Below are 24,214 nucleotides of genomic sequence, written 5' to 3'. Positions count from 1 at the left end.
ACTCTCCCGCAAGGAAGTCGTGCAGCTTGGCGTGCCACCCATTGGGAGAGTCGCATGCACCCAATCCCATCTCTACGCCAACGGCGTTCAATAGCTTAGCCCGGGGGCACTGCCGAACCTGCTGGAGGCAGGTTCGGCAGGGTGAACTTCAGAGCGAGGTTGAAATTTTGGAACTACAGCGCGTTGGGGCTGAATGTATCGCCCTGCGTTATGTCACCGGTTTGCAATCCTTTCATGAACCAATGCAACCGTTGCTCGCTGGTTCCGTGTGTAAACGATTCTGGCACGACGTAGCCTTGGCTTTGTTTCTGCAGCCGATCGTCGCCGATCGCCGTCGCGGCTTTCAACGCTTCTTCGACGTCGCCCGGTTCAATGATTTGCTTGGTGCGTTGAGCATGGTTCAGCATCACACCGGCATAAAAATCGGCCTGAAGTTCCAAGCGGACCGACGCCGCATTGGCTTCGACTTTGCTACCGGATTGACGGATTTGATCCACGTAGTTGGTCTTGCCCAGCAAGTTTTGGACGTGGTGTCCGACTTCGTGCGCGATCACATAGGCCTGTGCAAAGTCACCGGGCGCGTGGAGCTGCTCGGCCAATTGGGTAAAGAACGAGGTATCCAGATAAACTTTTTGGTCGGCCGGGCAATAAAAAGGTCCGGACGCCGATGTGGCACCACCACAGGCCGAGCGAATGCTGCCCGAGAATAGCACCATGCTTGGTGGTTGATAACGCTCGCCGTTCTCGGCAAAGATTTCTGACCAAACGTCTTCCGTGTCTTTCAATACGACTTTGGCAAAATCGCCGCGTTCCTGCTCTTCCGGTGTCAGTTCCCGAACTTCGCCGCCACCGGCTTCCTGTTGCATCGCCGCTTGCTGTTGCAGCAACTGCTGTGGATTGCCGCCCAGCAGCGCGTACAACACCACCATGATCAACAATCCAATGCCACCGCCGGCAACAGCCACTGCGCCACCGGATCGGCGACGGTCTTCCACATTGCTACTTTGCTCTCTACCGCGCCAACGCATTACATTGCCTCTTCTCTGTTCGATACGGCATGGGAACCGTATCAACGTGTCGGATTGTTTGCTGAAACCATTCAGGACGCACACATTATGGTACTGCCCCGGATTGGCTGACCAGCAGGGAAGAGAAGAATTTATCGCCGGCGGCATCGATCGAGCCGGTTGGCGAATTTTTCGCGGCGGCACACCTCAGGACGGCGATAGGAACAACGCAGTGACACAACCAGCGCAGGGCGACGGCGGCGAAACAACGTTTCAGGCAGCCGATGGGGACAGTCCCCACGAGAATGGGGCAGCCGATGGGGACTGTCCCCAAGAGAAAAATCCTGGCCAGAAACGCCGCACCTGGACGGCGGCACTACTCCGTGGCGGGGTGTTCGCGGCAACGCTGGCGGTGGTTCTGGTCGGTGCCAGCGGATTGGCGGGCGGCAAATCGCTGGCGGCGCGTGCGGCCACCGATCTGGCGATGCCGGTGGGAATTCTGTGGTTGCTGATGCTCGCATTGGCGATCGCCTGCGCCTCAAAACACCGGCGTCGCGGGGCAATCTGCTTCACAGCGTTGTGGATCGCCGTCGGGATTTCGTTCAATGGCCTGGTTGCTGAACGCTGGATGAAAACGCTGGAATTCCCGATCGACGCGGATCCGTTGGCGACCGATTCACCGCCGTTTGATGCTGTCGTGGTGCTCGGCGGCTATGCCCAAGTCAATTTGTTTGGGATCACCGAAGTCGGCTGCGACGCTCAGCGCATCGTGTTGGCTGCTCAGCTGTGGCACGCCGGTAAAACGAAATCCATTCTCTGCACCGGCAGCGGACCGCTGGGCGCCCCAGATGCATCCACCCTCGGGCGGCAATTGCTGCGATCGCTGGGCGTCCCCAATCGCGTCATTTTTGAATCATTCGGCGAAAACACGTCGGCAGAAATGGCCGGGCTGCGATTGTTCTTTGATTCCCCACCGCAAGCTTGGCAATCTCTGATCGGAACTGGCCGTGTGCCGGAAAGCAACGGGCTAGCGAGCGACTCGAGATCGTTGGGACTGGTGACCAGCGCCTTTCATATGCCTCGGGCATTGCGATTGGCCGCAGCCAACCAACTGACGTTTTCAGCTCTACCCTGCGCGTTTCAATCCGGCTCGTCGGCTTCTTCGACCCCAAGAGACTTGATTCCCACCGCCGCGGCGGGACGCTCATTCGCAATTGCCACCAAAGAATTTCTCGCCGCCTGGGTAGGCAGGTGAGCACCAGCTGGTGAGAATTCCTTGGCTTTTACGCAAAATCCGACAGATTTTGGTGCGGGATTGGAAGTTCTTCTGTTGACCCTCTTGTAGAATGGAACGTCCACTTCGATTTGGGGGGGCGCCCTGGCGAGGTGTCAACAATCCACTGAACAAGACTATTTTTTCACGGATTGCCGGGGCGGTTGCCCGCCAATTAGCCCCCCGAGATAGAAAACGAGCATAAGCTGTCAAATATCTGACAGAATTCAACCAATCCTGAACATTTTAGCGACATATCTTGCAAGACCGCCCGATTGGAACGGAGATTGCTCGCAAATCGTTACGATGACAAGGGCTGTCATAGGAACGGAATTACGGCCATATTTGCCCATCCCTTACATGGAGCCCAAAGCCCCCAAATCGGATGAATGTGAGAAGCCGTCTATTTCGACGAATTCTGCTGCGGGGTGGTGTGTGGTACGTCGCCCCTACCAGTAGCAGGAAACAATCCAGCTGATGACTCTTGATGCTAGCTAAGTATCAAGTGATCTCTAATTCCCTGATCTCGATGCCTTTAACCGCTTGACGAATACAGCGCATCCAAACCCTGAAAGCGAAGGAGATTCAATGAGCAAGAATCTATTAGTAGTAGACGATCACTTGGTGATTCGCATGGGCCTGAAGTCCATGCTAGAAGGAACTGATTTGGTCATCGCCGAAGAGGCATGTAACGCCGCAGAAGCCTTGGCTTCGGTCGAAAAATCAGTCCCCGACTGTGTGTTGATGGACATCCGGATGGACGGTGGAGACGGATTGAACACACTGGGTCGGTTGAAGCTAGATCACCCCGATTTGCCGATCGTGTTGTATTCCGCCTACGACAACCCAACCTACATCGCACGCGCGGTCGCGCTGGGTGCTGCCGGATATATCCTTAAATCTGCTCCACGTGAGCGATTGATCGACGCGCTGAACTTGGCTGCCAGTGGTGAATCGGCTTGGACACGCGAAGAGCTTCGCCGCGTCACCGGCGCCTTGGCGACGCCGCGTCTGAGCCAAGAATTGGACGTTCCGTTGACGCATCGTGAAAGCGAAGTGTTGCGGCAAATGGCTCAAGGGCTGACCAACAAAGAAATCGCCAAGATGTTGGGCATCAGCTACGAAACGGTTAAAGAACACGTTCAACACATCTTGCGCAAGATCGGTGTCACCGACCGCACGCAAGCCGCTGTGTGGGCAGTTCGCAAAAACTTGGTCTAACCCTCCGCAGTTAGGCTGTTTCTTTCAAAGCGGTCGTCTTCGCCAACAGCGAAGAAGACCGCTTTTTTTATTTCGGCGGATTCCGCCAATGATGACTGGCCGCGCGATAGATTTTGCGCTGGCCGATCTTGGCCGACAATTCGTCCATCACAGCGTCGACCTTGCGCTCGGCATGCTGCTGGTCCTGGTCATCCAACAATGACAACTGCGTCGCCGTCTGGCCGCCGACGAACGATCCCAACGAGACGCCGATCAAGCGTACCGGACGTGGTTCGTGTTGCCGCATTTTGGCTAATAAACCGCAGGCAACCTGAATGATCCGGCTGGTTTGGTCGGTTGGTGCGTCGAGTGTCTGTGATTTGGTGAACGTACGGAAATCTTCGCGGCGATACTTCAACACCACCGCGCCGGTTTTTTGCTGGCTGTGACGCAGTCGCATTGCCGTTTGTTCGCACAGGAAACACACCACAGCATGCAAGAATTCCTCGTCGCTTTGGTCTTCCCCGAACGTTCGTTCGTGACTGATTTGTTTGGCGTTTCGGTCGGTCACAACCAGTCGCGAATCAATCCCGTTGGCGAGTTGCCACAGGTGGTCGCCCCAAGCGCCCAGTTTGGTCACCAACAGCGAGCGATCGTAGCACCGAATGTCACGGACAGTTTTCAATCCCAAACGATGCAACCGCTGCGCTCCGACCTTGCCGACGCCCCATAGCCGCTCGACCTGCAGCGGGTCCAAAAAGGTTTGCAGTTGCGATTCCTGTACGACAACAAACCCATTGGGTTTTTCCAAGTCGCTGGCGATCTTGGCAACAAACTTGCGTGGCGCGATGCCGACACTGGCCGTCAACTGCAACTCTCGCTGAATCATGTCTTTGATTTGATGCCCAATTGAAACCGCGTCGCCGTGCAACCGCTCGGTCCCCGCGACATCCAGAAAGGCTTCATCCAACGACAACGGTTGGATCACCGGTGTGAAACGAGCAAAAATCTCGCGGACCTGACGACCGACTTCGCTGTAGTGTGACATGCGGCCGCGAACAAACACCGCGTGCGGGCATAACTGGGCGGCGCGGCGGCCCGGCATCGCGCTATGAATTCCGTACTGGCGAGCTTCGTAACTGGCTGCCGCCACCACCCCACGCCCCGTTTTGCTGCCACCGACCACCACGGGCTGGCCGCGCAGTTCGGGATGATCTCGCTGTTCAATGGAGGCGTAAAACGCATCCATGTCGACGTGCAGAATCATAGCATTGGACCGCCAAGGCAAGGCATTTTATGAAACCGAGAGAGTTGTCAGCGTGAACCTTTGATCGATTGCCACCCAATCTAACTGGACAGCCTCTCGTTGCGAACAATTCCCCGGCCAGCCGGCTGAGAGTGAAAGCATTCCAATTGGACTTGAGCGTCCGAATGCGATGCCCCGACCTATTTTGCCTGGTTTGCCAGGCCTTCGGGTTCGTTACGGATACTGACAATCATGCCTAATAGACCGATTGGGCACCAGTATCGCAGTGAGTTTGACTGTAGCGAATGAAACGACAAAGACGATCACTGGGGATGAACGGAGGAAGCGCTCTTGGAGTTCCGTTCGTTTTTGTCGCTCGCCCCGTACGTCTGCAAATAGGTGTTGCCCGTGCACCGGTTGAAATCTGCTGTCTCCCCCATGTCTGCCTGTCTACGGGGAGCCTTGTGCTTGAAGCTTGCCGCGGTGATTTCCGTGACGACGGCTCATGCCCAAACCACCCCCAGCAATACGCTGCCGAGTCAGCCGCCAACGGGAGTGCCACACCGTTTGCCATCGATGGCAGGCGCCACAATGGCGTCCCACCAGGCGAACATGCAAATGGTCGCCGTCCCGGCCAGTGATTCACCCCAATTGCGTAAGCTGTCGGTGCCGGCGGCCCACGCCCGTTCGATCGCTACGACGCTCAGCATGCGTTATAGCGAATTGCCGGGCGTCACGATTTCGCCTGATGTCGGCAACGAGCAGTTGGTCGTGATGGCGCCGGCCAAAACCCATGCTTCGATCGCATCGGACGTCAAAGCGTTGGTCGCTGGCGCGGTGCGTCAGGCGTCCTCGGCGGCTGTCGGTCCGCTCAGCATGCGGCTGCAGAATATTTCTTGGCGCGAATTCGAACGCGACTTGAAACAGGCTGCCGGTCAAGACGTTCCGATGACCACCCGGAACAATGGCAATCTGGTGACGTTTCAAATGAACGTGATCCCGATGCAAGGCACGTTGGTCGAAGTCGATCGTCGGCAAAACCAAATCACGGTCCGCGCCCCAGAACCGGCACTACCCGGCTGGCAAAAAATGATCAGCGCGTTGGACAGTGTGCCCAATCGTTACGATGACGTCACGCAGGTGCATCGGCTACTCAACGCCGAAATGGCACCGGTTCAGCGAACCATGCGCCAATTGCGAACACTGCGTCCCCAAGGCGACTTCGCCGCCGGGAATCAAAATGTCTTTCAAAACGCAGTCTTCCAAGCCGACCAAAGTGCGGATCAAAACACCGCGCCGCCGGCCGATCTGGGCGATGCACCGCCCGCCGACGGTGATGCCGACAGCGAAGGCAGCGGACCACTGGGTGACGTGCAGATCGAATATGTACCTGAACTGGGGCAGATCATCGTCAAGGGTTCGACCCGTGACGTCCGCCGCGTGATGGACCTGATCAAAGAAATCGAAGACAAAGCGGAATTGACACAACCTGATTCCGAAGTTGTGCCACTTAAGTATGCCGACGCCAATGCCGTCGCCGCTCTGCTGACACAGTTGTACGACGATGTGCTTTCCTCGCGACAGGGCGACGTCAGCATCACCTCGCTGGACAGTCCCAACTCGCTATTGTTGATTGGCCGTAGCGAAGCGATCGTGTCGTTGAAAGAACTGATTCAAAAAATCGACCAACCGGTCGAAGAATCCAGTCGTCTACGAGTGTTCCGGTTGCAAAACGCATCGGCCATCGACGCCGAAGAAGCGATCCGCACGTTCTTCAGCGAGCGACCCGGTGTCGAAGAAGAATTGCGCACCGGACTTGGACCACGCGTCCGAATTTCGGCCGACTACCGAACCAATTCGCTGATCGTCAGTGCCGCCCCGCGGGACATGACCGAAGTGACCCGTCTGATCAATGATCTGGACGTACAACAAACACAGGCTCAAGCTCAACTGCGAGTATTCCCGCTCAACAATGCCGTCGCCGAAGATCTGGCGACGACATTGCAAGATGCCTTCAATGGCAGCGAAGTCACGGGCAGTGAAAACGTCTCGGCACCGTCGACCTCGCTATCGATCGTGGCCATCGACAGTGATGAACGCCGTGTCGTCGATTCAGGAATCTTGGCCGGTGCCACGATCACAGCCGACACCGGTGCCAATGCCATCGTGGTGCGAGCCCCCTCGACCAGCATGCCGCTGATCGCCGAACTGATTCGCCAATTGGACAAAGCTCCCGGAATCGATTCGCTGGTGAAAGTGTTTACCATCGAAAACGGTGATGCCGCTCAACTGGCACTGTCACTTGAAACGCTGTTTGGTGTTGAGGCTGGTGCGTCAGGCACCAGCATTGGTGGCGCCAACGCAGCCGGATTGCCATCGTCGACCGCCTCGGCCGACAGTTCGCTGGTACCGCTACGTTTCTCCACCGACATTCGAACCAACAGCATCGTTGCCAGCGGTTCGATGGAGGATTTGGAGGTCGTTGAAAGCATCCTATTACGATTGGACAGCGAAGGGTTTGCCGAACGGATCACCGAGGTGATCTGGTTGCGAAACAACGACGCACCGATCGTCGCTGAAGCGATCACCAATTACGTAAACGATCGTCAGCAGTCTCGAACCGCGATCCAGCAATACCAGACTGGCCTTGGCCCTTACGATTTGTTGGACCGTGACATCGTCGCCATCGCGGAATTCAATAGCAACAGCATTCTATTGAGCGTCGCACCACGATTGTACGAAGAGGTTCGCACCCTGATCGACCGTTTGGACCGTCGTCGTCCGATGGTGATGATCAAAGTGATGTTGGCCGAAGTGAATTTGGACGATGCCTTTGAAATCGGCACCGAATTGGGTCTGCAAGATTCGTTGGCCTTCAACCGCGGTCAAGCTGTCGGTCCCGGTGCACCGGCCGCCGGTACCCCAGGTTTCAACTTTAACGATGCCGGAGTTCCCAACGTCAATGCTTCGGGACGCGATTCGCTGGCAAGCACGGCGGTGTCGTCCTTCGGCCTGGGACAGGCGAACCCGGCGATCGGCTATGGCGGATTTGTGCTCAACGCTGCTAGCGATTCGGTCAGCCTGTTGTTCCGTACGCTGCAGGATGCCGGACGAGCTCAGATTCTTAGTCGGCCGCAATTGATGACGACGGAAAACACCGAGTCACTGATCGAAGTCGGTCGCCAAATCGCTCGTTTCCGCGGCAGCACCGTCACCAACAACACGGTGACTCAAAACATCGAAGACATCACAGTCGGCTTGATCCTGCGACTGCGGCCTCGAGTGGGCAGCGACGGCACGATCACCATGCAAGTCGATATCACCCGTTCGGATCGCGACGATGCCAACGGCACGCTGGTGCCTGACGGCGACGGCGGGACCGTGTTGATCAACGACATCATTGACACCACGGCGCAAGCCACGTTGTCGGTGTTCAGCGGTCAAACGGTGATCATGGGTGGACTAATTCAGACCTCGCGAGCTGCGTTCAGCCGTCGTCTGCCATTGATTTCGAACATTCCGATCATCGGCAATCTGTTCAAGTATGACTTTGAATCGGAAACCCGCAGAGAATTGTTGGTCGTGTTGACACCGATGTTGGTCACCGGCGAACAGGATTTGGAGTACATCAAGCAAACCGAATCGAGCAAGATGAGCTGGTGCTTGGCGGACGTGGTCGAAGCCAACGGCGACGTCGGACTGAGCGGTGGCTATGGATTGTGGGGACCGGCCATCGGACCGACGATCTATCCTGACTTGCAACCGACCGTTGACGGTGAAGTGGTCGTCGGTGAATTGCCACCGGGGATCGTCCCTGATCGTCAACGTCCCGCCATGGGCCAACCCGCCGGACAGCCGTACTACCCGCCTGCGGCGCCTGCTCCGGCACCCGGAATCGCCCCTGCAGCTCCCTACGCCCCTGGCCAAGACATCCTGGACGATGGGTTTCAATACCAATCACCGGAACCGCTGGGGACCGGCGTGGGATCCCCTGTGGACGTGCCTAGCGGAAATCTGATCCCGCAAAACTCGCTGCCGCAAGCTGCATTGCCCGGCGGTCCGGCTGCCTCGCCAACCGCTGCAAACTCCGCGGCGAACCCGGCGGGCGTTAACCAATCGTCGTTTCAGACCACCACCACGATGATCGGTAGTGAGCCGGAACCCAACCTGCCAGCCGGTTGGCAGAACGCGTCGCAGAAGTAAGTCCCCGTCTGACTGCGGCGGCTTTGTCCATCGACCCTCAACGACCCTCACCAATCGATAGCAACATGTCCGATCAAACCAAACGTACGAAAGCGACGCTGGCCGCGTTTCTAGCCGCCGGCTCGCTTGTCGCCGGCGGATGCACCAGCCCGGCAACACAAACCGACAAAAAAATTGGCAAGTTCTTTGACGCGCCTGAGTGGACCAAGCCGGCGTCCTGGCGCAAGTCCAAGGACGAGCTTCCGGAACCCTATCCCAATCCGGTCAAATTGGCCGCGACTTGGACGCCGGACACCCTGGTGCAATCCGGTCGAGTCCCGACGCGTGGATTTGGCGGTCGCCTGTTTTTCTTTGACGAAAAAACCAAAGTGGTTCCCGTCGAAGGCACGTTGACCATCCATGGTTTTGAAGCCGACAGCGAAGGCAAGGAGGGAAAAATCCAGCCCTTCAAATTCACGCCGGAACAGTTCACTCAGCATGTCAGCCAAAGTGATTTTGGTGCCAGCTACAGCATCTGGATTCCTTGGGATGCGGTTGGCAGTGAAAAGAAACGTGTCTCTCTGGTTGCCACGTTCCAAACCACCGAGGGCAAATTGGTGCAAGGATCGCCGACCACTGTGATCCTGCCGGGCAACTCGCCGGAGGAGGAACCGAGCATGGTGCAAACACCCTATTCACCGCAGTACCAGGGACACCGTGACGCGATCGCACATCATACGACCCGCGCCAGTGGGTTGGCGACAACAACCATCCGACGAAACATCCCCTCGCCGGAATCACCCCAGCGGGAACCCAGTGTTTCGATCGAAGATCGGATCAATGCGATTGCTGCCGCACAACAAGTATCGACCGACGGATCCACTCCATTTATTGACGTGCCTTTGACACCGAAGACACCAACCGTGATGGCTGCCAGCGCGCAGATGCCCGTTAAGATGGACAAGCCGTCCGTGCCCCGGCGAATCTCTTCGCCAGAGACCAACGTTCAGCGATGACCAAGGGCGAACGCCGAAATCGAGGAAGTAAAGCGTCGCAGCGCCCCGATGGGCCTGCGTGGCGCGTGATGATGCACGACGTCATCTTCGAATCGGATACACCGGGCGGTTGGGCATTCGATGTCGCGCTGCTGTTGACGATCATCTGTAGCATCGTGGTGGTTGCGCTGGAAACGTTGCCCGGCTACACTCGCGGCGGACTGTTGTATGGTTTGGAATGGATCCTAACGATCCTGTTTACGATCGAGTATGTTGCCCGCCTGGTCTGTGCGCGGCACCCCTGGCGCTATGCATTTAGTTTCTGGGGCGTCATTGATTTGCTGAGTATCCTGCCGACCTATGCAGGAGTCTTTTTCGCTGACAGCAAAGCCCATTCGTTTGTGATCCTGCGCAGCATTCGTCTGTTGCGCGCGTTCAGGGTGTTGAAGCTTTGGCGGATGATGGACGATGCAGACGAACTTTCACAGGCGATCTGGAAAGCGAGACACAAAATCATCGTGTTTCTGATCGTGGTGTTGGTCGCGGTGACGGTCAGCGGCACGCTGATGTACTTCATCGAACATGACCTGCCGATGATGCTCGCAGACGATCCCGACCTAGTGCCCCCCAGCAAGTTTAGTTCGATTCCACAATCGATGTACTGGGCGATCGTGACGATGACGACGGTCGGCTACGGCGATATCGTTCCGCAAACCACCATCGGAAAATTCATTTCGGCCACGCTCATTCTGCTCGGCTACAGCCTGATTATCGTGCCCAGCGGTTTCGTCACTGCCGAGTTGACCTCCAGCACGCGAACGGCAGCCGACCCTGACGCACCGCGCTGCCCACGCTGTACTTCCGACGGGCACCGCAAGGAAGCGGTCTATTGCGATCGCTGTGGCGAACGACTGTAGTCTCGATTCAAGCTTGCGGCATGCTGCTGCTGCCGGAACCAGTTGACGCGTCCGGCCGGGCGATTGGCAAAACGAGCGTGAAACAGCTGCCGACACCTTGTTCACTCTCGCAGCGAAGTTCACCGCCGAGTGATTTGGCGATTCGAACTGCGATGGCAAGTCCTAAACCGGTGCCGGTCACTCCCGATCGGCGAGCCGACGGCGACCGATAAAATGGATCAAACACCAGATCGCGTTCATCGTCAGCGATCCCTAGCCCAGAATCCGACACGCTGATCTGCACCGTTTGGGCATCCGCCCTTGCATCAACGATCACGGCCGTTTCTGGGCGGCTGTATTTGCATGCGTTTGAAACCAAATTCTCTGAAATCTGGGACAACAGCATCGGCGTGGCGCGGACCTGGATCGTTTCGTCAAGCTGATTGTTCAATCGCAGATCATCGTGGCGATCTGCGGGGCATCCGCGTGTCGAGTTGTTTTCAATCCATGATGCGAGTGCCACCGTTCCCAGTGTCGGCGTGACCGCGTCTTCGTCGGATCGGGAAAGAAATAACAACGATTCAACGATGCCCTGTAGGTCCGCCGTCTGACTGCGCAGCAGACCGAGATTGGATTGGTAGTCGTCGACCGACCGCGGGCGACGCAGTGTGACATCGATCTGTCCCATCAGAACGGTCAGCGGTGTGCGCAACTGATGAGCCGCATCACCGGCGAATCGACGTTGCTGGTCAAACGCGACCTGTTGGCGGTCGAGCAAGCGGTTGAATGCCGACCGCAACTCAGACAGCTCGCCATCAGAATCCGCGCCGTGCAGTCGTGTTTGAAAGTCCGTCCCTTGAATCGAACGCGCCTGACCGGCCATCTCGATGACCGGTCGCAGCGCGCGGCGAACGATCTGGCGGCCGACCGCTGCGGCGCACAGCCAAACCGCCACAGGAAGCAGAATGACCAGCAAACAAAGACGCCACAGGGTTTGGTCACGCTGCACTGTCGAGCAACTGACGATGACCAATAGTTCGTCAAACTCATCCAGTTGTCGATCGACGGCCTGTGGATCAGGAGCGACCAAACGTTGAAACAACTGTTCGGACGATTCCGTTTCATTCTCACCACGAAACACTTGGCCGGCTGCAACCGCGCGGGCTGCGATCACCTGGGATTGGGCCACAAACGATTCAGGGGCATGGTGCGATTGTTCGACGATCACATTCCGGTCCCCGATCACCAACCAATTGATTTCTCCGCTGCGATCATGAGTTCCAAAAGAAATGGAATGCTCCAGCGGTTGCCATTTGACCTCGGTCTGCTCGACCTCCGCGGCGGCGACCAGCGAATTGAGCGCTCCACGCAATTCATAATCAAACTCGGTGCCGATGTGCCGTCGCGCGACACCGTAGAACACCAATGAATAGGTACACAGCACGACCGCCAGAGTGGCTAGGAAAAAGGTCGAAACGCGGGTGGTTAACTTCATGATTGGCCGTTCACGCCCGACCCGTCCAAGATGTAGCCTTGACCGCGACGTGTCTGAATCACTCGGGCACCATGTTTTTCCAATTTGCGCCGTAGCTCTTTGATATGGACCTCCAAGGTGTTGGACAGGCCGTCGTAGTTCTCGTCCCAGACAGCCTCGTAAATTCGTGTCCGAGTGAGTACCCGTTCAGGGTGCCGCAGAAAGAAACTTAGCAACGAAATTTCTTTGGCGGTTAAATCCAACCCGATCCCATCTCGGGTCGCCGTCTGTTTGGCCAAATCAATTTGGATGTCTTGGTAGCGTAACTGAAGGGAATCCGATTGCCCGGGACGGCGCAACAACACACGTACGCGCGCCAACAGTTCCTCGAATGCAAATGGCTTGGTCAGATAGTCGTCGGCGCCCGCATCGAGCCCACTGACGCGTTCGGCGATTCCGTCGCGAGCGGTTAAAAACAGCACCGGCGTGCTGCGATCACGACTTCGAAAACGCTGCAAGATTTGGATACCCTCTTCCCCCGGCAACCACCAATCCAACAGCACCAAATCCCACGATTCAAACTGCAGCCGCAACGATGCGGCGCGACCGTCGGATTCATGTCCGACGGTGTAGCCCTCTTCGGTTAACCCGCGAACCAAAAAATCGGCGATCTGAGGCTCGTCTTCAACCACTAAAATACGAACACTCATCAGCTGTCATCAATCGTGGGAATAAAGGGGAAACGCAGGGTGTCACGGCGCCGTCGCTAGATTGAACAACACCAAGATAAAAGCCACCTGAAAACATTCTAAAGTTTTCTTCAGCAAGCCGAAATTATGGGCGAAATGCCGCAGTCAATTTCGCACGCTAGCGAATCCCTGAAACCGTCATTGAATGTGGTAGCGGTGACAGGTTGTGCATTGATCACCGGCGGACTTGGCAGTGTGGCACTCGGCACAAGTGGCTTGTTGCAACGGTTGGAATTCGGCGAGTTTCGGATCGACCAATCGATCCGCGTTGATCCGATGGCAATGATCACATCGCCCGAGCTGAGACACGTTCAAATGAGGTTGGTGATTGAATTTTGTAAACTGATTTCGTTGGCCTTCGAACGCCGTTGCTCGCCAAACCGATGGCACTGAATTGGCCGATGCATGACAGGAAACACAGCTTGAAACGACCACGTCTGTAAAAAAGCGTTTCTTCAGTGGGTCCGTTTCGCCGAGCTGCGCGAATGTTTCGATCACCGCGACCAAGACCGGGTCCGCATGCCCCGAACCGCGATACTGCAATGTCAGTTGATTGTCATCACGATACCAACCGCCACTGCTGACACGTTGGTCAAACGGAATCGCATTGGATTGGGATAGCAACTCGGATGCGATGTTCGGCCGATCGAAAGAAAACCAATGCTCTATCGCCGATTCAATCAACTGAGGTGACAACGTGCCCAGCACCGGACTCAGTGACTGCGCTGAAATCCCCTGTTTCGCCAATCGGGTCTCAATCACCGGATGGCCGCCGACAGCCAACTCTTTCAATAGTCGCCCACAGTGATCGGCTAGCTGCAGTAATTGATCCCTGGTGGCCGGGTCGTCGGCGTCCAATCGAGAAAGATCGCCGTTGGGAATCGCTCGCAGAACCGCTGCCATCTGCGGATCAACCCGCAACAATAATTCCATCAACGGTGGAATCACTCCGTCTGCAAATCCGGTCGCCGACTCGGGCCAATTCGTAACCTGCTCGGCAACCGACTGGGGCAACATTGGCAACGCCACTAAACCGATGCCCTTGTTCGTCTGCAATTCCAGACTGTCATCGTGACAACCTTGACAGCTCGCCTGATAGCCAGCGCTGCGTTTGACTTGCCCAGAATCGGGATGGCAAATCGCACAATCAAATCGGGTTTGCCCAGATTTCCACTGGGGAAAATGTTTCAGTTGGTGACTGGCATGGTCAAACGAAATCTCACCACCGCGGCCGTAGGGCCAACGGCCCCAATCGGGATGGGAGTCGGCAAACGACCCGAACTGAACGAGATGACAACTTTGGCACTGGGCATCTGAGAGCGACCGCAGGTCCGCGTCGGCACCATGATGCTCTTGATGGCAAACCTTGCACTGGACATTGTTCTGATCCATTCCGGTGCTGGAGATCATTCGATGGAGCGACAATCCCTCCGCCGGATCGGATCCGGCGGACGCCACTCGAATCGACTCGGTCAATTGCTCTCGAACCGAGAGTGGCAGATTATGCGCTGCGAATGCAAAATTTCGTGGAATCGTACGATGATGACACTGCAGACACAAATCACTTTGAGTCACACCGGCGTGGTCCTGGCCGCCGCGAGAGAACCAGTCCAGCGGCGATTGTGCCGCATCGGTGTGACAGGCACCACAACTCTCGCTGGTCGCGCCACCCAAGACTTGCGCATGCGCGTCGGATAGATCCCCTGGCTGGAACAAATCGGCGCGACCGACCAGTGCCAATGCCGTCGTCGCCAACAACACACAGACGATCAAGAAACACACCGAGATGCGACGTCGGCGTCCCGTCCAGGTCCGCACGGCGCGCAGATCCCCGGGATGGTCGCCGGCAATGTGCATCCAATGATCGCCGGGACGATCGTTATCGGGTGCCGGTGGCAGGTCTAATTTGTCGTGTCGCATTGATCCATTTGCCCTGCCGGCGTCACCCCATGAATCGGAGCACGATGATCGCGTGAATGATCGATGCGACAATCAAAACCACTGACAGCAAGCTGTGAAAGACGACCCAACAACGCAATCGTAGCTGGAGGGCGTATTGGTAATCTAGATCGTCTCGCCGTCGCACCAACGCGGCAAACTGGCCGGCATATTGACGTCCCTCAGTCTCCAAATAACGATCGAGCTCTTTCAGGTCACCTAGCAAACGTCGCCGGCGATAGCCACTGGGCGCGATCACATAAGACAGCGAAGGGCGACTGATGAAAAACGGTGCCAGGACCTGCTGATAAAACGCGTCCAATACCTGTTGAGCGGCCGAATCGGCCAATCGACCATGTGTTTGCTGCGCAGCCGTGGCAATCTGGTGACGTCCCGATTCGGTTTGATCAAATCGATGCTGCGTTTCAACCTGTGTTAACTTTCGCGGCAAAGTTCGACTGGCATACAGCCCGTAAAACCCACTGGCCGTGACCATCAAAAACAGCATTGACAGGAATGATTCGAAAAGACCGCTGGCGATCAGTGCCGGCACATGCATCAAGTAAATCGCGGTCGTAAACAGCCCCACATAGAGATGAATCTGAGTCCACATGCTGACGCTGCCCAACCGCCAAAACGGCAATCGCCGACGAACCCCCAACAGCATCAACAACATTAGACAGGACAGGGCGGTAAAACCGGTGAAGTACGCCGGACTTCCTAAACGATCGGATTGCCAACGGTTCATGGCCCAAAACGCAGCGATCACTACCAGCGTGAACGTCAGCGCCACCAGACGCCGTGTTTTGAAATGCCAGGTGGAAGGTTGGATCATCGGCTAGCTTCGCTTCTGTAACCAATTGGTCAGCGGTGGTGATTCGCTCAAGTCGATTCGCACTAGCGCGTCGTGCGGACAGGCCGCCACGCAGGCGGGGCCAGACGGCAGACCACTGCACTGGTCACACTTGGTGGCTTTGCGAATTGGTTTCCCATTGCCATCGTCGATAAACGGACGTCCCTTGCGATCAACCACATCAGTCATTCGAATCGTGTCGTAGGGACAGGACGCCGCACAGACGCCACAACCAACACAGATCGAATCGTGAATGGAGACCACGCCATTGGTCGTGTCGCGTGCGATTGCCCCCGTCGGACAACCGATCATGCACACCGGATCGCTACAATGCATGCAGGCCTGGACGAACTGCAGTCGATCGTGGATCGCCCCTTGGCGGACAAATCGCGGGTTGCCTTCGTGTACGTCACCACAGGCTTTGACACAATCGTCACATCGGGTGCAGCGGTGTAGATCAATCACCATCGCGTCCTGGCCGTTGTTCAAACGGTTTTGGACGATGAATTCCAGTAATCCGGTTGATTCGAATCGGTCACCGCCGGATCGCCGCACGTCGACCGGTGGAGATTCGATTGAATCGGAAACTTGTTCCGAGCGTCGCTCGCTACGGCGACGTCGCCGTTCACCGCTGGAACCAGTCGTTGGCAATTGCGATAGATTGACGGTCGCTGGCAATTCCGATTTGCGGATGTGCGGCAAAATCTCCGTCGCAAAGACTTCGACGGGAATCGCCAATGCATCCAAAAAACCCACGGCGCGCAACGAATTTTGATAGTGAATCGGCGGACTTGTATCGGGTCGCGTGGCGTTGTGAACAATTTCTTCCAAACCAAACAAATGGCCCTTGCCCAAATACGCCGTCGTCCGATGTGCCGCACCATGACGCACACTGAGACGACCGAATCCACTGCGTAGAATGATCAATTCCGTGGGCAATTGATCTTCTTCGACCACCAACGGTTCGGCCTGGATTTGCTCCGCAGCAGGCAATTTCCTGGTTTTCTTGTAACTCGCGTTCCATTCCATGCGGCCATAGGAACGAAGTTCCGTCGACTCGATCACACGCTGCAAATTCGATTCGGGCAAGTACCTTAGCAACGGTATCTCACGCAAGTGAACGGGTAGCCAATGCTGGCGGTAATGCTGTTCCAATGAATCCGCAAAGCGTCGATCTCGGCGCAGTACACGTAATCCCTGCCAACGAATCTCGACCAATGCTGCCTCGGTTTCAGCAACCACCGTCGCAGTTCGCGGTGATCGATACATCGCAGCGACCTCGCCGAACAGTTCCCCTGGACCCAGGGAAACCGTTTCATGCCGATGAAAGATGCCTTCAAAGTCTTGTAGAAAAACCGCCGGGTGGTCGTCCACCTGACGGATCGAATGTGATGGGGCACCGGCCCGATTCACGCTGATTTGATCCGGGTCGCGAGCTTCGGGAAACCGCGAACGAGATAGAAAACGCTGCAACGCCTCGCCCCAACCGATCGCCCGTTGGGGCTGTCGGCCCAGTTGTGTCGGTGTCAGGGAATCAACCAGGGCGCGAACGCAGCCGGTGATCACCAGAAACGCGCTGTTGCCGTAGTCTCCTTCGCGGACAATGACCTCTCCCGGTTCGACACGGTGCAGTCGGCAATCATAGCGCAAGATGCCGTCCAGCGGTGTTGCGTTTGGAAACGCGGAACGATCCATGCCGTTAAAGGGGACGCGAGTGCGCAGCCAAGCCACGTCGGCATCGGTCATCGATCCGTCGAGCGGTTCGTCCCAGCGGCTGGGGCGTTGAACTGGAATAGCATCGGTACGTTCCATCGCTCAGTCGATAGGTGTTTTTTGATAGGAAAGTCAAGCCAAGCTGGGCAAGCTTCGTTGAGTTTCGTTACGCTTTCACGCTAGCAAAACCATTCACGGTCCTCTGTTTTTGTACTTCTCGTTGAATAAAGTCATTTGTCTGCTGGCCGGTCCCATCGCTGCGGGAATCGTCGCCGCCCTGGTCGCCTCGTCCGGCCACACGTTTCCGGTCGTTTTCACAGCGATGATCGTCACCTGGTGCGCCGTTTGGTGGGTGTTGGAACCCATTCCGATCGCCGTGACCTCGCTGTTGCCGATCGCATTGTTCCCAATGTTCGGCGTGTTGACGGCGACGCAGGTGGGCGCTGCGTACGGCAACAAACTCGTTTTGCTGTTGATGGGCGGGTTCATGTTGTCCACTGCCATGGAACGCAGCGGCGCGCACCGCCGACTGGCATTGATGATGGTCCAGTTGTTCGGTGGCAACAGCGCACAGGGGGCAAACCCCAAACGCGTGGTATTTGGATTTATGGCAGCCACGGCACTGTTGAGCATGTGGATTTCCAACGCAGCCACCACATTGATGATGCTGCCGATCGCCATGGCGGTGTTGGAGCGATCGAGCAATCGCCGATTGCCGGTCTGTCTGCTATTGGGCATCGCGTATGCCGCCAGCATTGGTGGCACGGGAACACCGATCGGCACCCCGCCGAATTTGATCTTCATCGACAACTTCAAAAAGATCGGCGGCGAAGTCCCCTCGTTCACTCAGTGGGCCATCTGGACTTGGCCGATTATCGCTGTGATGTTGCCGGTCACCGCGTTTTGGCTGACACGCAATCTGCCCACCACAGAAAGTCTGGTCCTGCCAAAAGTCGGCCATTGGCGAAGCGAAGAAAAGCGGACTTTGGCCGTGTTTGTGGTCACCGCGTTGCTTTGGATGACTCGGTCGGAACCCTTCGGTGGCTGGAGCGACCTGCTGGGGATACCCGACGCCAATGATGCCTCGGTCGCGCTGATCGCTGTGATTGCCATGCATCTGATCCCAAATGGCAAAGGTGAAATGTTGATGACCTGGGAGGACGTTTCCAAAATCCCATGGGGAATTCTGATTCTGTGCGCGAGCGGGATGTGTATCGCCGAGGCGTTCCGGTCGACAGGGATCAGTGAAATGGTGGGACAGGAACTGGGCGCCTTGGGAACGATGTCGCCGCTGATTGTGGTCGGCGTGACCTGTCTGGCACTCACGTTCTTGACCGAGGTGACCAGTAACACGGCGACCGCCAACCTGTTGTTGCCAATTCTGGCACTGATTCCAATTGCCGATCCCAAACTGGTCATGATTCCGGCAACGATCAGCGCCAGTTTTGCCTTCATGTTGCCAGCCGCCACGCTTCCCAACGCAATCATTTTCGGCAGTGATCGTATCCGTATTAGTCAGATGGTTCGCGAAGGCATCGTACTGAATCTACTGGGCGTCGTGATCGTCACCGCAATGTGCTACCTGCTGCTATAGCGGCCAGTTTGCAAAACTGGCTCAGTCAGACGGAAACGTCAGCGGCACAGAATTGGTATACTGATCCACACTCCCGCACGCAGGTGGATCGTGCAGTTTTTTAGTGTTGGCATTCGAGTCATAAACGATTTCACCCTCCCAAGCGAGGGCGAAACATTCGGAGGGCGATGGATCGGGCATGAAGTAAGAGGTGCCTGCTTGACCTGTTGTTCCACAACCATTCTGTCCTCTTCCCACCAATCAATTTTTCGGAGTCTCACGGTGAATGCTTCGTTCGCCTTTCAGCCCTCGAATCCGTTTTCGACCAAGTGCGTCGCGCCGTCACAAGTTGTGTATCGGTTCACGCACGGCGCCAGTGGGACCAGCCCGCACACCGTCGACTCGCATTTGGAAGCCGTTCTGGCCCAACTGCGCACCGCCAAACGCGGCTTGATCCTGGGGCCCCATGGAACCGGCAAATCGACTTTGCTGCACACCTTTTTGCCCAAACTACAACGCAGCTATCCCAAGGTTGCCTTTCATCAATTGTGCAATGATCCCAACATTCCGCTGCGGAAACGGATTGGCGAACGCATGCGCGCCAGCCGGCGGATTCGCGCGGATCTGAAACAGTTGCCACCTCAGGGGCTGATCATGATCGATGGCTGGGAACAACTCTCACATCTGTCTCGGTGGCGGATCGCGAAATCAGCCAGCAGCAACAAGTTGACGATTCTGGCAACGGCACACCACCGCATCCCAGGCTGGACGACGGTGCACGAAACTTGTCCCTCGGAAAAATTGATTCGATCGTTGGCGGGTGATCTGCTACACGATTCGCCGTACGAAATTCGAAAACTGGTCGACAATCAATTGAAGAATCGCCCCGTCACGCCCAAAACGAATGTTCGAGACCTGTGGTTCGAACTGTATGATATGGTCGAAGACGCTCAAGCGAACCCATTGAAATTCAACGCGTGATACGAAACTGACAATGCGACTGCCTGTCATCTTGGTCCAGAACCCACCCGCCGCCGGCGCGGCACTCGCCGAAGCCTTGGTGGGCTATTTGATTGGACGCGCCGGACTGGACCTGACCCTGGTCGATCGCTTTGACGCGATCAGCGCCGATTCCACCGACCGTTTGACCTTGGACGGCATCAGCGTTCCCTCGGCAATCCTGGACTGGCGCAGCGCCGATGACATGCTGTCGGTCCTGTCCGGGATCGAGTTCCATGGCGTCCGAGCTCCGCACCAATTGGATCCCGACCACGAGGGCGGTAGAACTGCTGGCAGCGGCGTACGTCGATTGTTCCTGTTCGATCTAACGCGACACACCGACGCGGCGAAGATCACCGCGGAACTGGTCCGGCTGAAAGACTCGCTGGCGGTCAAAACCGTTTCGCTGGGCGGGCTCACACCACCACGATCGCCTCAGCCACAGCGGACAAAACCTGTCCCGACCCCCACGCCACTCGTCTCACCGGTCGGTTCCACCCCAGCGGTCTCCGACGCTCAAGCGAAACCTCCAACCGCCGTTGGAACCCGCAGCGACCAGAATCTGGATGACTTGATCAACCGCCTGGACGAATTGGACGTCTAGTACCCGAATGCTTCGTCGTCCAGGTCATCGGGCTCTTGATCCAAAACATCGTCGTCCAGATCTGTGCTGCGGCGCATCAAGGATTCCGGAGGATCAGAACCGTCATCGGGTAGCCAACGGATGGTCCCACGTGGCGGATCGGACAGACTTTCTTCGCACTCGATCGCGTTCCAACTGATATCGCCGGGGCCGTCGGCCGAATCCCCGTCTTCGAACTCTTCGGACGTGCTCATCAAATACAGCGACGCGTTGCGCAAGAACCGCTCCACGTCGGCCGGTTCATAGCGGCTGGTGTCGTACACCGCTTCCATGTCGGGCATATCGAGTTGGCCCATGCCGACCGTGTCCATCATCGCCCAGGAATTATTGGCGCGGAACAGTCTGACGTTCGTCCACATGTCCAACGGCGGCAATTCATAGTTCCAAGCGTAATTCAATCCCTGCCGCAATCCGTTTTGGTCTCGCAGCACTTCGCCGCCGGGATTGAAATAACAAATCGCTTCGGGCAATTCCAGCAATGCCGAGACGGCTCGAGTCAGAAACTGCAGCTCACCGATCGGATCATAATCCTCGGGGATCAGCACCACATCCTCGGATTCGTCTTCGCCCGGTTCCTCTGATTCGTCGGCACCGAGCACGTAACTGATCAACAATCTGACATGGGCGGTGTGTTCTTCGACGGCCTGTTCGCCCTGTTCCCAGCCCCACGATTGTTCACCGGCACGTTGCAGGCAGCCGGGAAAGGCCAGCGGACCAAATTGGCCCAGCGACCAAGCCACGAACGTATCGGGTTCGGATTCAGGATCGCCCATCAGATCCGGCCACGGATCGGTGGACGGCGTCACCAGCAAATGCCCGCCGACTTCGGGACGAAAATCCAGCACCAACGTTTCGGGCGATGCACCATCGACGACCGATTCCTGGACCCCCACAAAATCAAACGATGCCAGCTTTTCTTGCAGTGCAGAGAGCGCAACGCGATCCCGCAATAGGATGCACATTCCCTGTGTAAACAAACCCTTCGCCATATTGGTCCGCAATCGCTGTTTTGCTGCAATGAAAGACCGGCAACCATAACCGTTACCGGGCGCGGTTTTTAGCCCAAATCACCGTATTCGGCGAGTCCTTTTGACGGCACGGCGTGGGGGGCATGGTGGCCCTCACCGATGCGAGTTTTACAAGTAGGTTTTGCATGAGGCATCGTGCTTTGGTAACCCGGCGCGACCGTTTTAAAGCCAGCGCTTTTGCGTGGGGCATTGTTTTTTGGTAACCGAAAAGTGAGCGAGGGATCCCATTAAGACCCCAAATCTCTCGCTGATGCGTCGGGTTACCGAAAAAACGCAACTTAAAACCTGTCAGCCAGGCATCCCGCTAACACCCTAAATCCCTCGCTGACGCGTGGGTTACCATTGAAGCGCTGGCTTCAAAACGCGTGCAGTCGCCGGGCAGGGCGGCTCAACAGATTCTTTCGTCGGGGCGCCGTAGCTTACAGACCCAGATCACCAAACAGCGGTGTGCTGAGATAGCGTTCACCCAGGCTGCACATGATCGTGACGATCCGCTTGCCTTTCATTTCCGGGCGGGCGGCAACTTGGGCAGCGGCCCACATGTTGGCACCACTGCTGATGCCCGCCACGATGCCTTCCTCTTTCGCCAAACGACGTCCCCAGGTAAACGCGTCTTCGTCTTCCACTTGGACCACGTCGTCGATCAGACTGGTGTCCAAATTCTTGGGGATGAAACCGGCACCGATGCCTTGAATGCGGTGCTTGCCAGGTGACCCACCGCCGATCACAGCGGAGTGGACCGGTTCGACGGCAAAGGCTTTGAAGTCAGGGTTTTTTTGCTTCATGTAGCGAGCCACACCGGTGATGGTTCCGCCGGTACCGACGCCGGCCACGATCGCGTCGATCTGTTGTCCGCTGTCTTCCCAGATCTCTGGCCCTGTGGTGGCTTCGTGGATCGCGGGGTTTGCCGGGTTCTCGAACTGTTGTGGCATAAACGCATTGTCGCCGGCTGCAACCAGTTCGGCGGCGGTATTGATCGCGCCTTTCATGCCATCACCGGCGGGTGTCAAAACCAAGTTGGCACCCATCGCACGCAATAGGGCACGTCGTTCCACGGACATCGATTCGGGCATCGTCAATGTCAACTTGTACCCTTTGGCGGCACAAACGAATGCCAATGCAATGCCGGTGTTTCCGCTGGTCGGCTCGATGATGTGGGTCTCGGCGTTGATCGATCCGTCTTTCTCACCGGCTTCGATCATCGCAACGCCGATTCGATCCTTGACGCTGTTGAGCGGTTGAAAGAACTCACACTTTGCAAACACGGTTGCGCCGCCCTCGGGAACCAAGCGATTGACTTGGATCATGGGGGTTTCGCCGATGGCTCTCGTGACGTTTGGGTATGTCTTTCCGCGTGGCATTTAATTCTTCCCTGGAGAAAACCGGTTGGTGAATCGATTCAGTCGATGGGCCGATTAGTTCACGACCCAGGTATCACCTGAGTGGAACAGTTTTTCCAATTCGCCTTCGCCTTGCTTTTGTTTGGCGAGTGCGACTTGGTCGTTGATCTGGTCATTGTACGTAGCGACGCCTTCGACCTGACGCAGCACGCCGATCGGTTCAGGCATCTCGGGATAACGCATTCGTGCCAACATCATCTGGATCGATGGGTTGGGATCTTTTTCATCGTGAATCAACAGATCATCGTCTTGCACGTCGCTGCGATTGACGATTTCCAGATGATTACCGACTAAACGAATGCCTTTTTCATTCTCTTTGCCGAACACCAACGGCTTGCCGTGCTCGAGTTCCACGACGTTATCGGCCCGCTGTTTCTTTTCTTGGGCGTACGCCATCGCTCCGTCGTTGAACACGTTGCAGTTCTGATAAACCTCGACCAGCGAAGTCCCTTTGTGCTCCGAGGCGCGTTTCAGCACGGTCCCGAGATGTTTGACGTGAGCGTCCAGTGTACGGGCGACGAAGGTGGCTTCGGCGGCCAACGCCACCGACAGCGGATTAAGCGGATGGTCGATCGATCCCATCGGCGTGCTTTTCGTCACCTGGCCTTCGCTACTGGTCGGGCTGTATTGGCCTTTGGTCAGTCCATAGATGCGGTTGTTAAACAACACGATGTTGATGTCCAAATTGCGTCGCAGCACATGGATGAAATGATTGCCGCCGATCGAAAGCGCGTCGCCATCGCCGGTGATCACCCACACCATCAAATCCGGTCGAGTCGATTTCAAACCGGTTGCAAACGTTGGTGCACGGCCGTGAATGCTGTGCATCCCGTAGGTGTTCATGTAGTACGGGAATCGGCTGCTACAGCCGATACCGCTAATGAAGACGATCTTTTCGCGCGGAACACCCAATTCGGGTAGGACCTTTTTCATCTGCGCCAAAATCGCATAGTCGCCGCATCCTGGGCACCAACGTACGTCTTGGTCGGAAGCAAAATCAGCGGCTTTAAGAACTGGAAGGGACATAGCAGGCGATTACTGAAAA

The 24,214-nt window shown here is 56.6% G+C and carries 18 protein-coding genes; 8 read left to right on the top strand and 10 right to left on the bottom strand.

All coding sequences use genetic code 11. The features are described 5' to 3' along the window. Positions 1-173: 173 nt before the first annotated feature. The gene (gene ypfJ / locus NHH03_RS04235) at positions 174-1,028 is read right to left on the bottom strand and encodes a KPN_02809 family neutral zinc metallopeptidase (protein ID WP_253154501.1); all 855 of its coding nucleotides are present in this window, start codon (positions 1,026-1,028) and stop codon (positions 174-176) included. Positions 1,029-1,074: 46 nt separating this feature from the next. On the opposite strand from ypfJ, the gene NHH03_RS28105 reads away from it, so the two are divergent. Together NHH03_RS28105 and NHH03_RS04225 are read left to right on the top strand one after the other, a co-directional pair. Next, complete coding sequence (locus NHH03_RS28105) at positions 1,075-2,262, top strand: YdcF family protein (RefSeq protein WP_253154500.1); 1,188 nt, start codon at positions 1,075-1,077, stop codon at positions 2,260-2,262. 606 nt (positions 2,263-2,868) lie between these two features. Next, entirely contained in the window at positions 2,869-3,501 is a 633-nt protein-coding gene (locus NHH03_RS04225) for a response regulator (protein ID WP_253154499.1), read from the top strand. Positions 3,502-3,568: 67 nt separating this feature from the next. Here the strand turns inward: NHH03_RS04225 and dinB are convergent, their stop codons facing one another. Continuing rightward, positions 3,569-4,747, bottom strand: a complete 1,179-nt coding sequence (dinB, locus tag NHH03_RS04220) for a DNA polymerase IV (protein ID WP_253154498.1) — start codon at positions 4,745-4,747, stop codon at positions 3,569-3,571. A 417-nt stretch (positions 4,748-5,164) separates the two neighbouring features. On the opposite strand from dinB, the gene NHH03_RS04215 reads away from it, so the two are divergent. From NHH03_RS04215 to NHH03_RS04205, 3 genes are all read left to right on the top strand, one after another. Next, positions 5,165-8,929, top strand: a complete 3,765-nt coding sequence (locus NHH03_RS04215) for a secretin N-terminal domain-containing protein (protein ID WP_253154497.1) — start codon at positions 5,165-5,167, stop codon at positions 8,927-8,929. A gap of 65 nt (positions 8,930-8,994) precedes the next feature. Continuing rightward, a complete protein-coding gene (locus NHH03_RS04210) occupies positions 8,995-9,924 on the top strand; it encodes a hypothetical protein (RefSeq protein WP_253154496.1) in 930 nt (309 codons plus the stop codon). Positions 9,925-9,992: 68 nt separating this feature from the next. After that, positions 9,993-10,820, top strand: coding sequence for an ion transporter (locus NHH03_RS04205; RefSeq protein WP_253154495.1), 828 nt, complete (start codon positions 9,993-9,995; stop codon positions 10,818-10,820). 7 nt (positions 10,821-10,827) lie between these two features. Here NHH03_RS04205 and NHH03_RS04200 read toward each other — a convergent pair whose 3' ends face one another. The 5 genes from NHH03_RS04200 to NHH03_RS04180 form a co-directional block, all read right to left on the bottom strand. Further along, entirely contained in the window at positions 10,828-12,294 is a 1,467-nt protein-coding gene (locus NHH03_RS04200; RefSeq protein ID WP_253154494.1) for a sensor histidine kinase, read from the bottom strand. Next, the gene (locus NHH03_RS04195) at positions 12,291-12,983 is read right to left on the bottom strand and encodes a response regulator transcription factor (protein ID WP_253154493.1); all 693 of its coding nucleotides are present in this window, start codon (positions 12,981-12,983) and stop codon (positions 12,291-12,293) included. The genes NHH03_RS04200 and NHH03_RS04195 overlap by 4 nt, the downstream gene beginning before the upstream one ends. Positions 12,984-13,160: 177 nt before the next feature. Next, a complete protein-coding gene (locus NHH03_RS04190) occupies positions 13,161-14,942 on the bottom strand; it encodes a hypothetical protein (protein ID WP_253154492.1) in 1,782 nt (593 codons plus the stop codon). Positions 14,943-14,964: 22 nt separating this feature from the next. Next, positions 14,965-15,795, bottom strand: coding sequence for a hypothetical protein (locus NHH03_RS04185; RefSeq protein WP_253154491.1), 831 nt, complete (start codon positions 15,793-15,795; stop codon positions 14,965-14,967). A 3-nt stretch (positions 15,796-15,798) separates the two neighbouring features. Then, the gene (locus NHH03_RS04180; RefSeq protein ID WP_253154490.1) at positions 15,799-17,625 is read right to left on the bottom strand and encodes a cyclic nucleotide-binding domain-containing protein; all 1,827 of its coding nucleotides are present in this window, start codon (positions 17,623-17,625) and stop codon (positions 15,799-15,801) included. A gap of 121 nt (positions 17,626-17,746) precedes the next feature. On the opposite strand from NHH03_RS04180, the gene NHH03_RS04175 reads away from it, so the two are divergent. The 3 genes from NHH03_RS04175 (at position 17,747) to NHH03_RS04165 (ending at position 20,702) form a co-directional block, all read left to right on the top strand. Next, on the top strand, positions 17,747-19,120 hold the full coding sequence (locus tag NHH03_RS04175; protein WP_253154489.1) for an SLC13 family permease: 1,374 nt from the start codon (positions 17,747-17,749) through the stop codon (positions 19,118-19,120). A 261-nt stretch (positions 19,121-19,381) separates the two neighbouring features. Beyond that, a complete protein-coding gene (locus NHH03_RS04170; RefSeq protein ID WP_253154488.1) occupies positions 19,382-20,080 on the top strand; it encodes an ATP-binding protein in 699 nt (232 codons plus the stop codon). A 13-nt stretch (positions 20,081-20,093) separates the two neighbouring features. After that, positions 20,094-20,702: a hypothetical protein gene (locus tag NHH03_RS04165; RefSeq protein ID WP_253154487.1), complete on the top strand. Its 609-nt coding sequence runs from the start codon at positions 20,094-20,096 to the stop codon at positions 20,700-20,702. On the opposite strand, the gene NHH03_RS04160 is transcribed toward NHH03_RS04165, so the two are convergent. The 3 genes from NHH03_RS04160 to NHH03_RS04150 form a co-directional block, all read right to left on the bottom strand. Next, the gene (locus tag NHH03_RS04160; RefSeq protein ID WP_253154486.1) at positions 20,699-21,730 is read right to left on the bottom strand and encodes a DUF4261 domain-containing protein; all 1,032 of its coding nucleotides are present in this window, start codon (positions 21,728-21,730) and stop codon (positions 20,699-20,701) included. The two genes, NHH03_RS04165 and NHH03_RS04160, sit on opposite strands and share 4 nt — an antisense overlap. Before the next feature lie 458 nt (positions 21,731-22,188). Next, positions 22,189-23,130 (bottom strand): cysteine synthase A, encoded by a 942-nt coding sequence (cysK, locus tag NHH03_RS04155; protein WP_253154485.1) that lies wholly within the window; start codon positions 23,128-23,130, stop codon positions 22,189-22,191. A 54-nt stretch (positions 23,131-23,184) separates the two neighbouring features. Next, complete coding sequence (locus NHH03_RS04150; RefSeq protein ID WP_253154484.1) at positions 23,185-24,195, bottom strand: 2-oxoacid:ferredoxin oxidoreductase subunit beta; 1,011 nt, start codon at positions 24,193-24,195, stop codon at positions 23,185-23,187. Positions 24,196-24,214: the final 19 nt, after the last annotated feature.

Source organism: Stieleria tagensis (assembly GCF_024129865.1).
In the GTDB taxonomy this organism is placed as follows: domain Bacteria; phylum Planctomycetota; class Planctomycetia; order Pirellulales; family Pirellulaceae; genus Stieleria; species Stieleria tagensis.
This window is presented reverse-complemented; position numbering and strand designations above follow the sequence as displayed.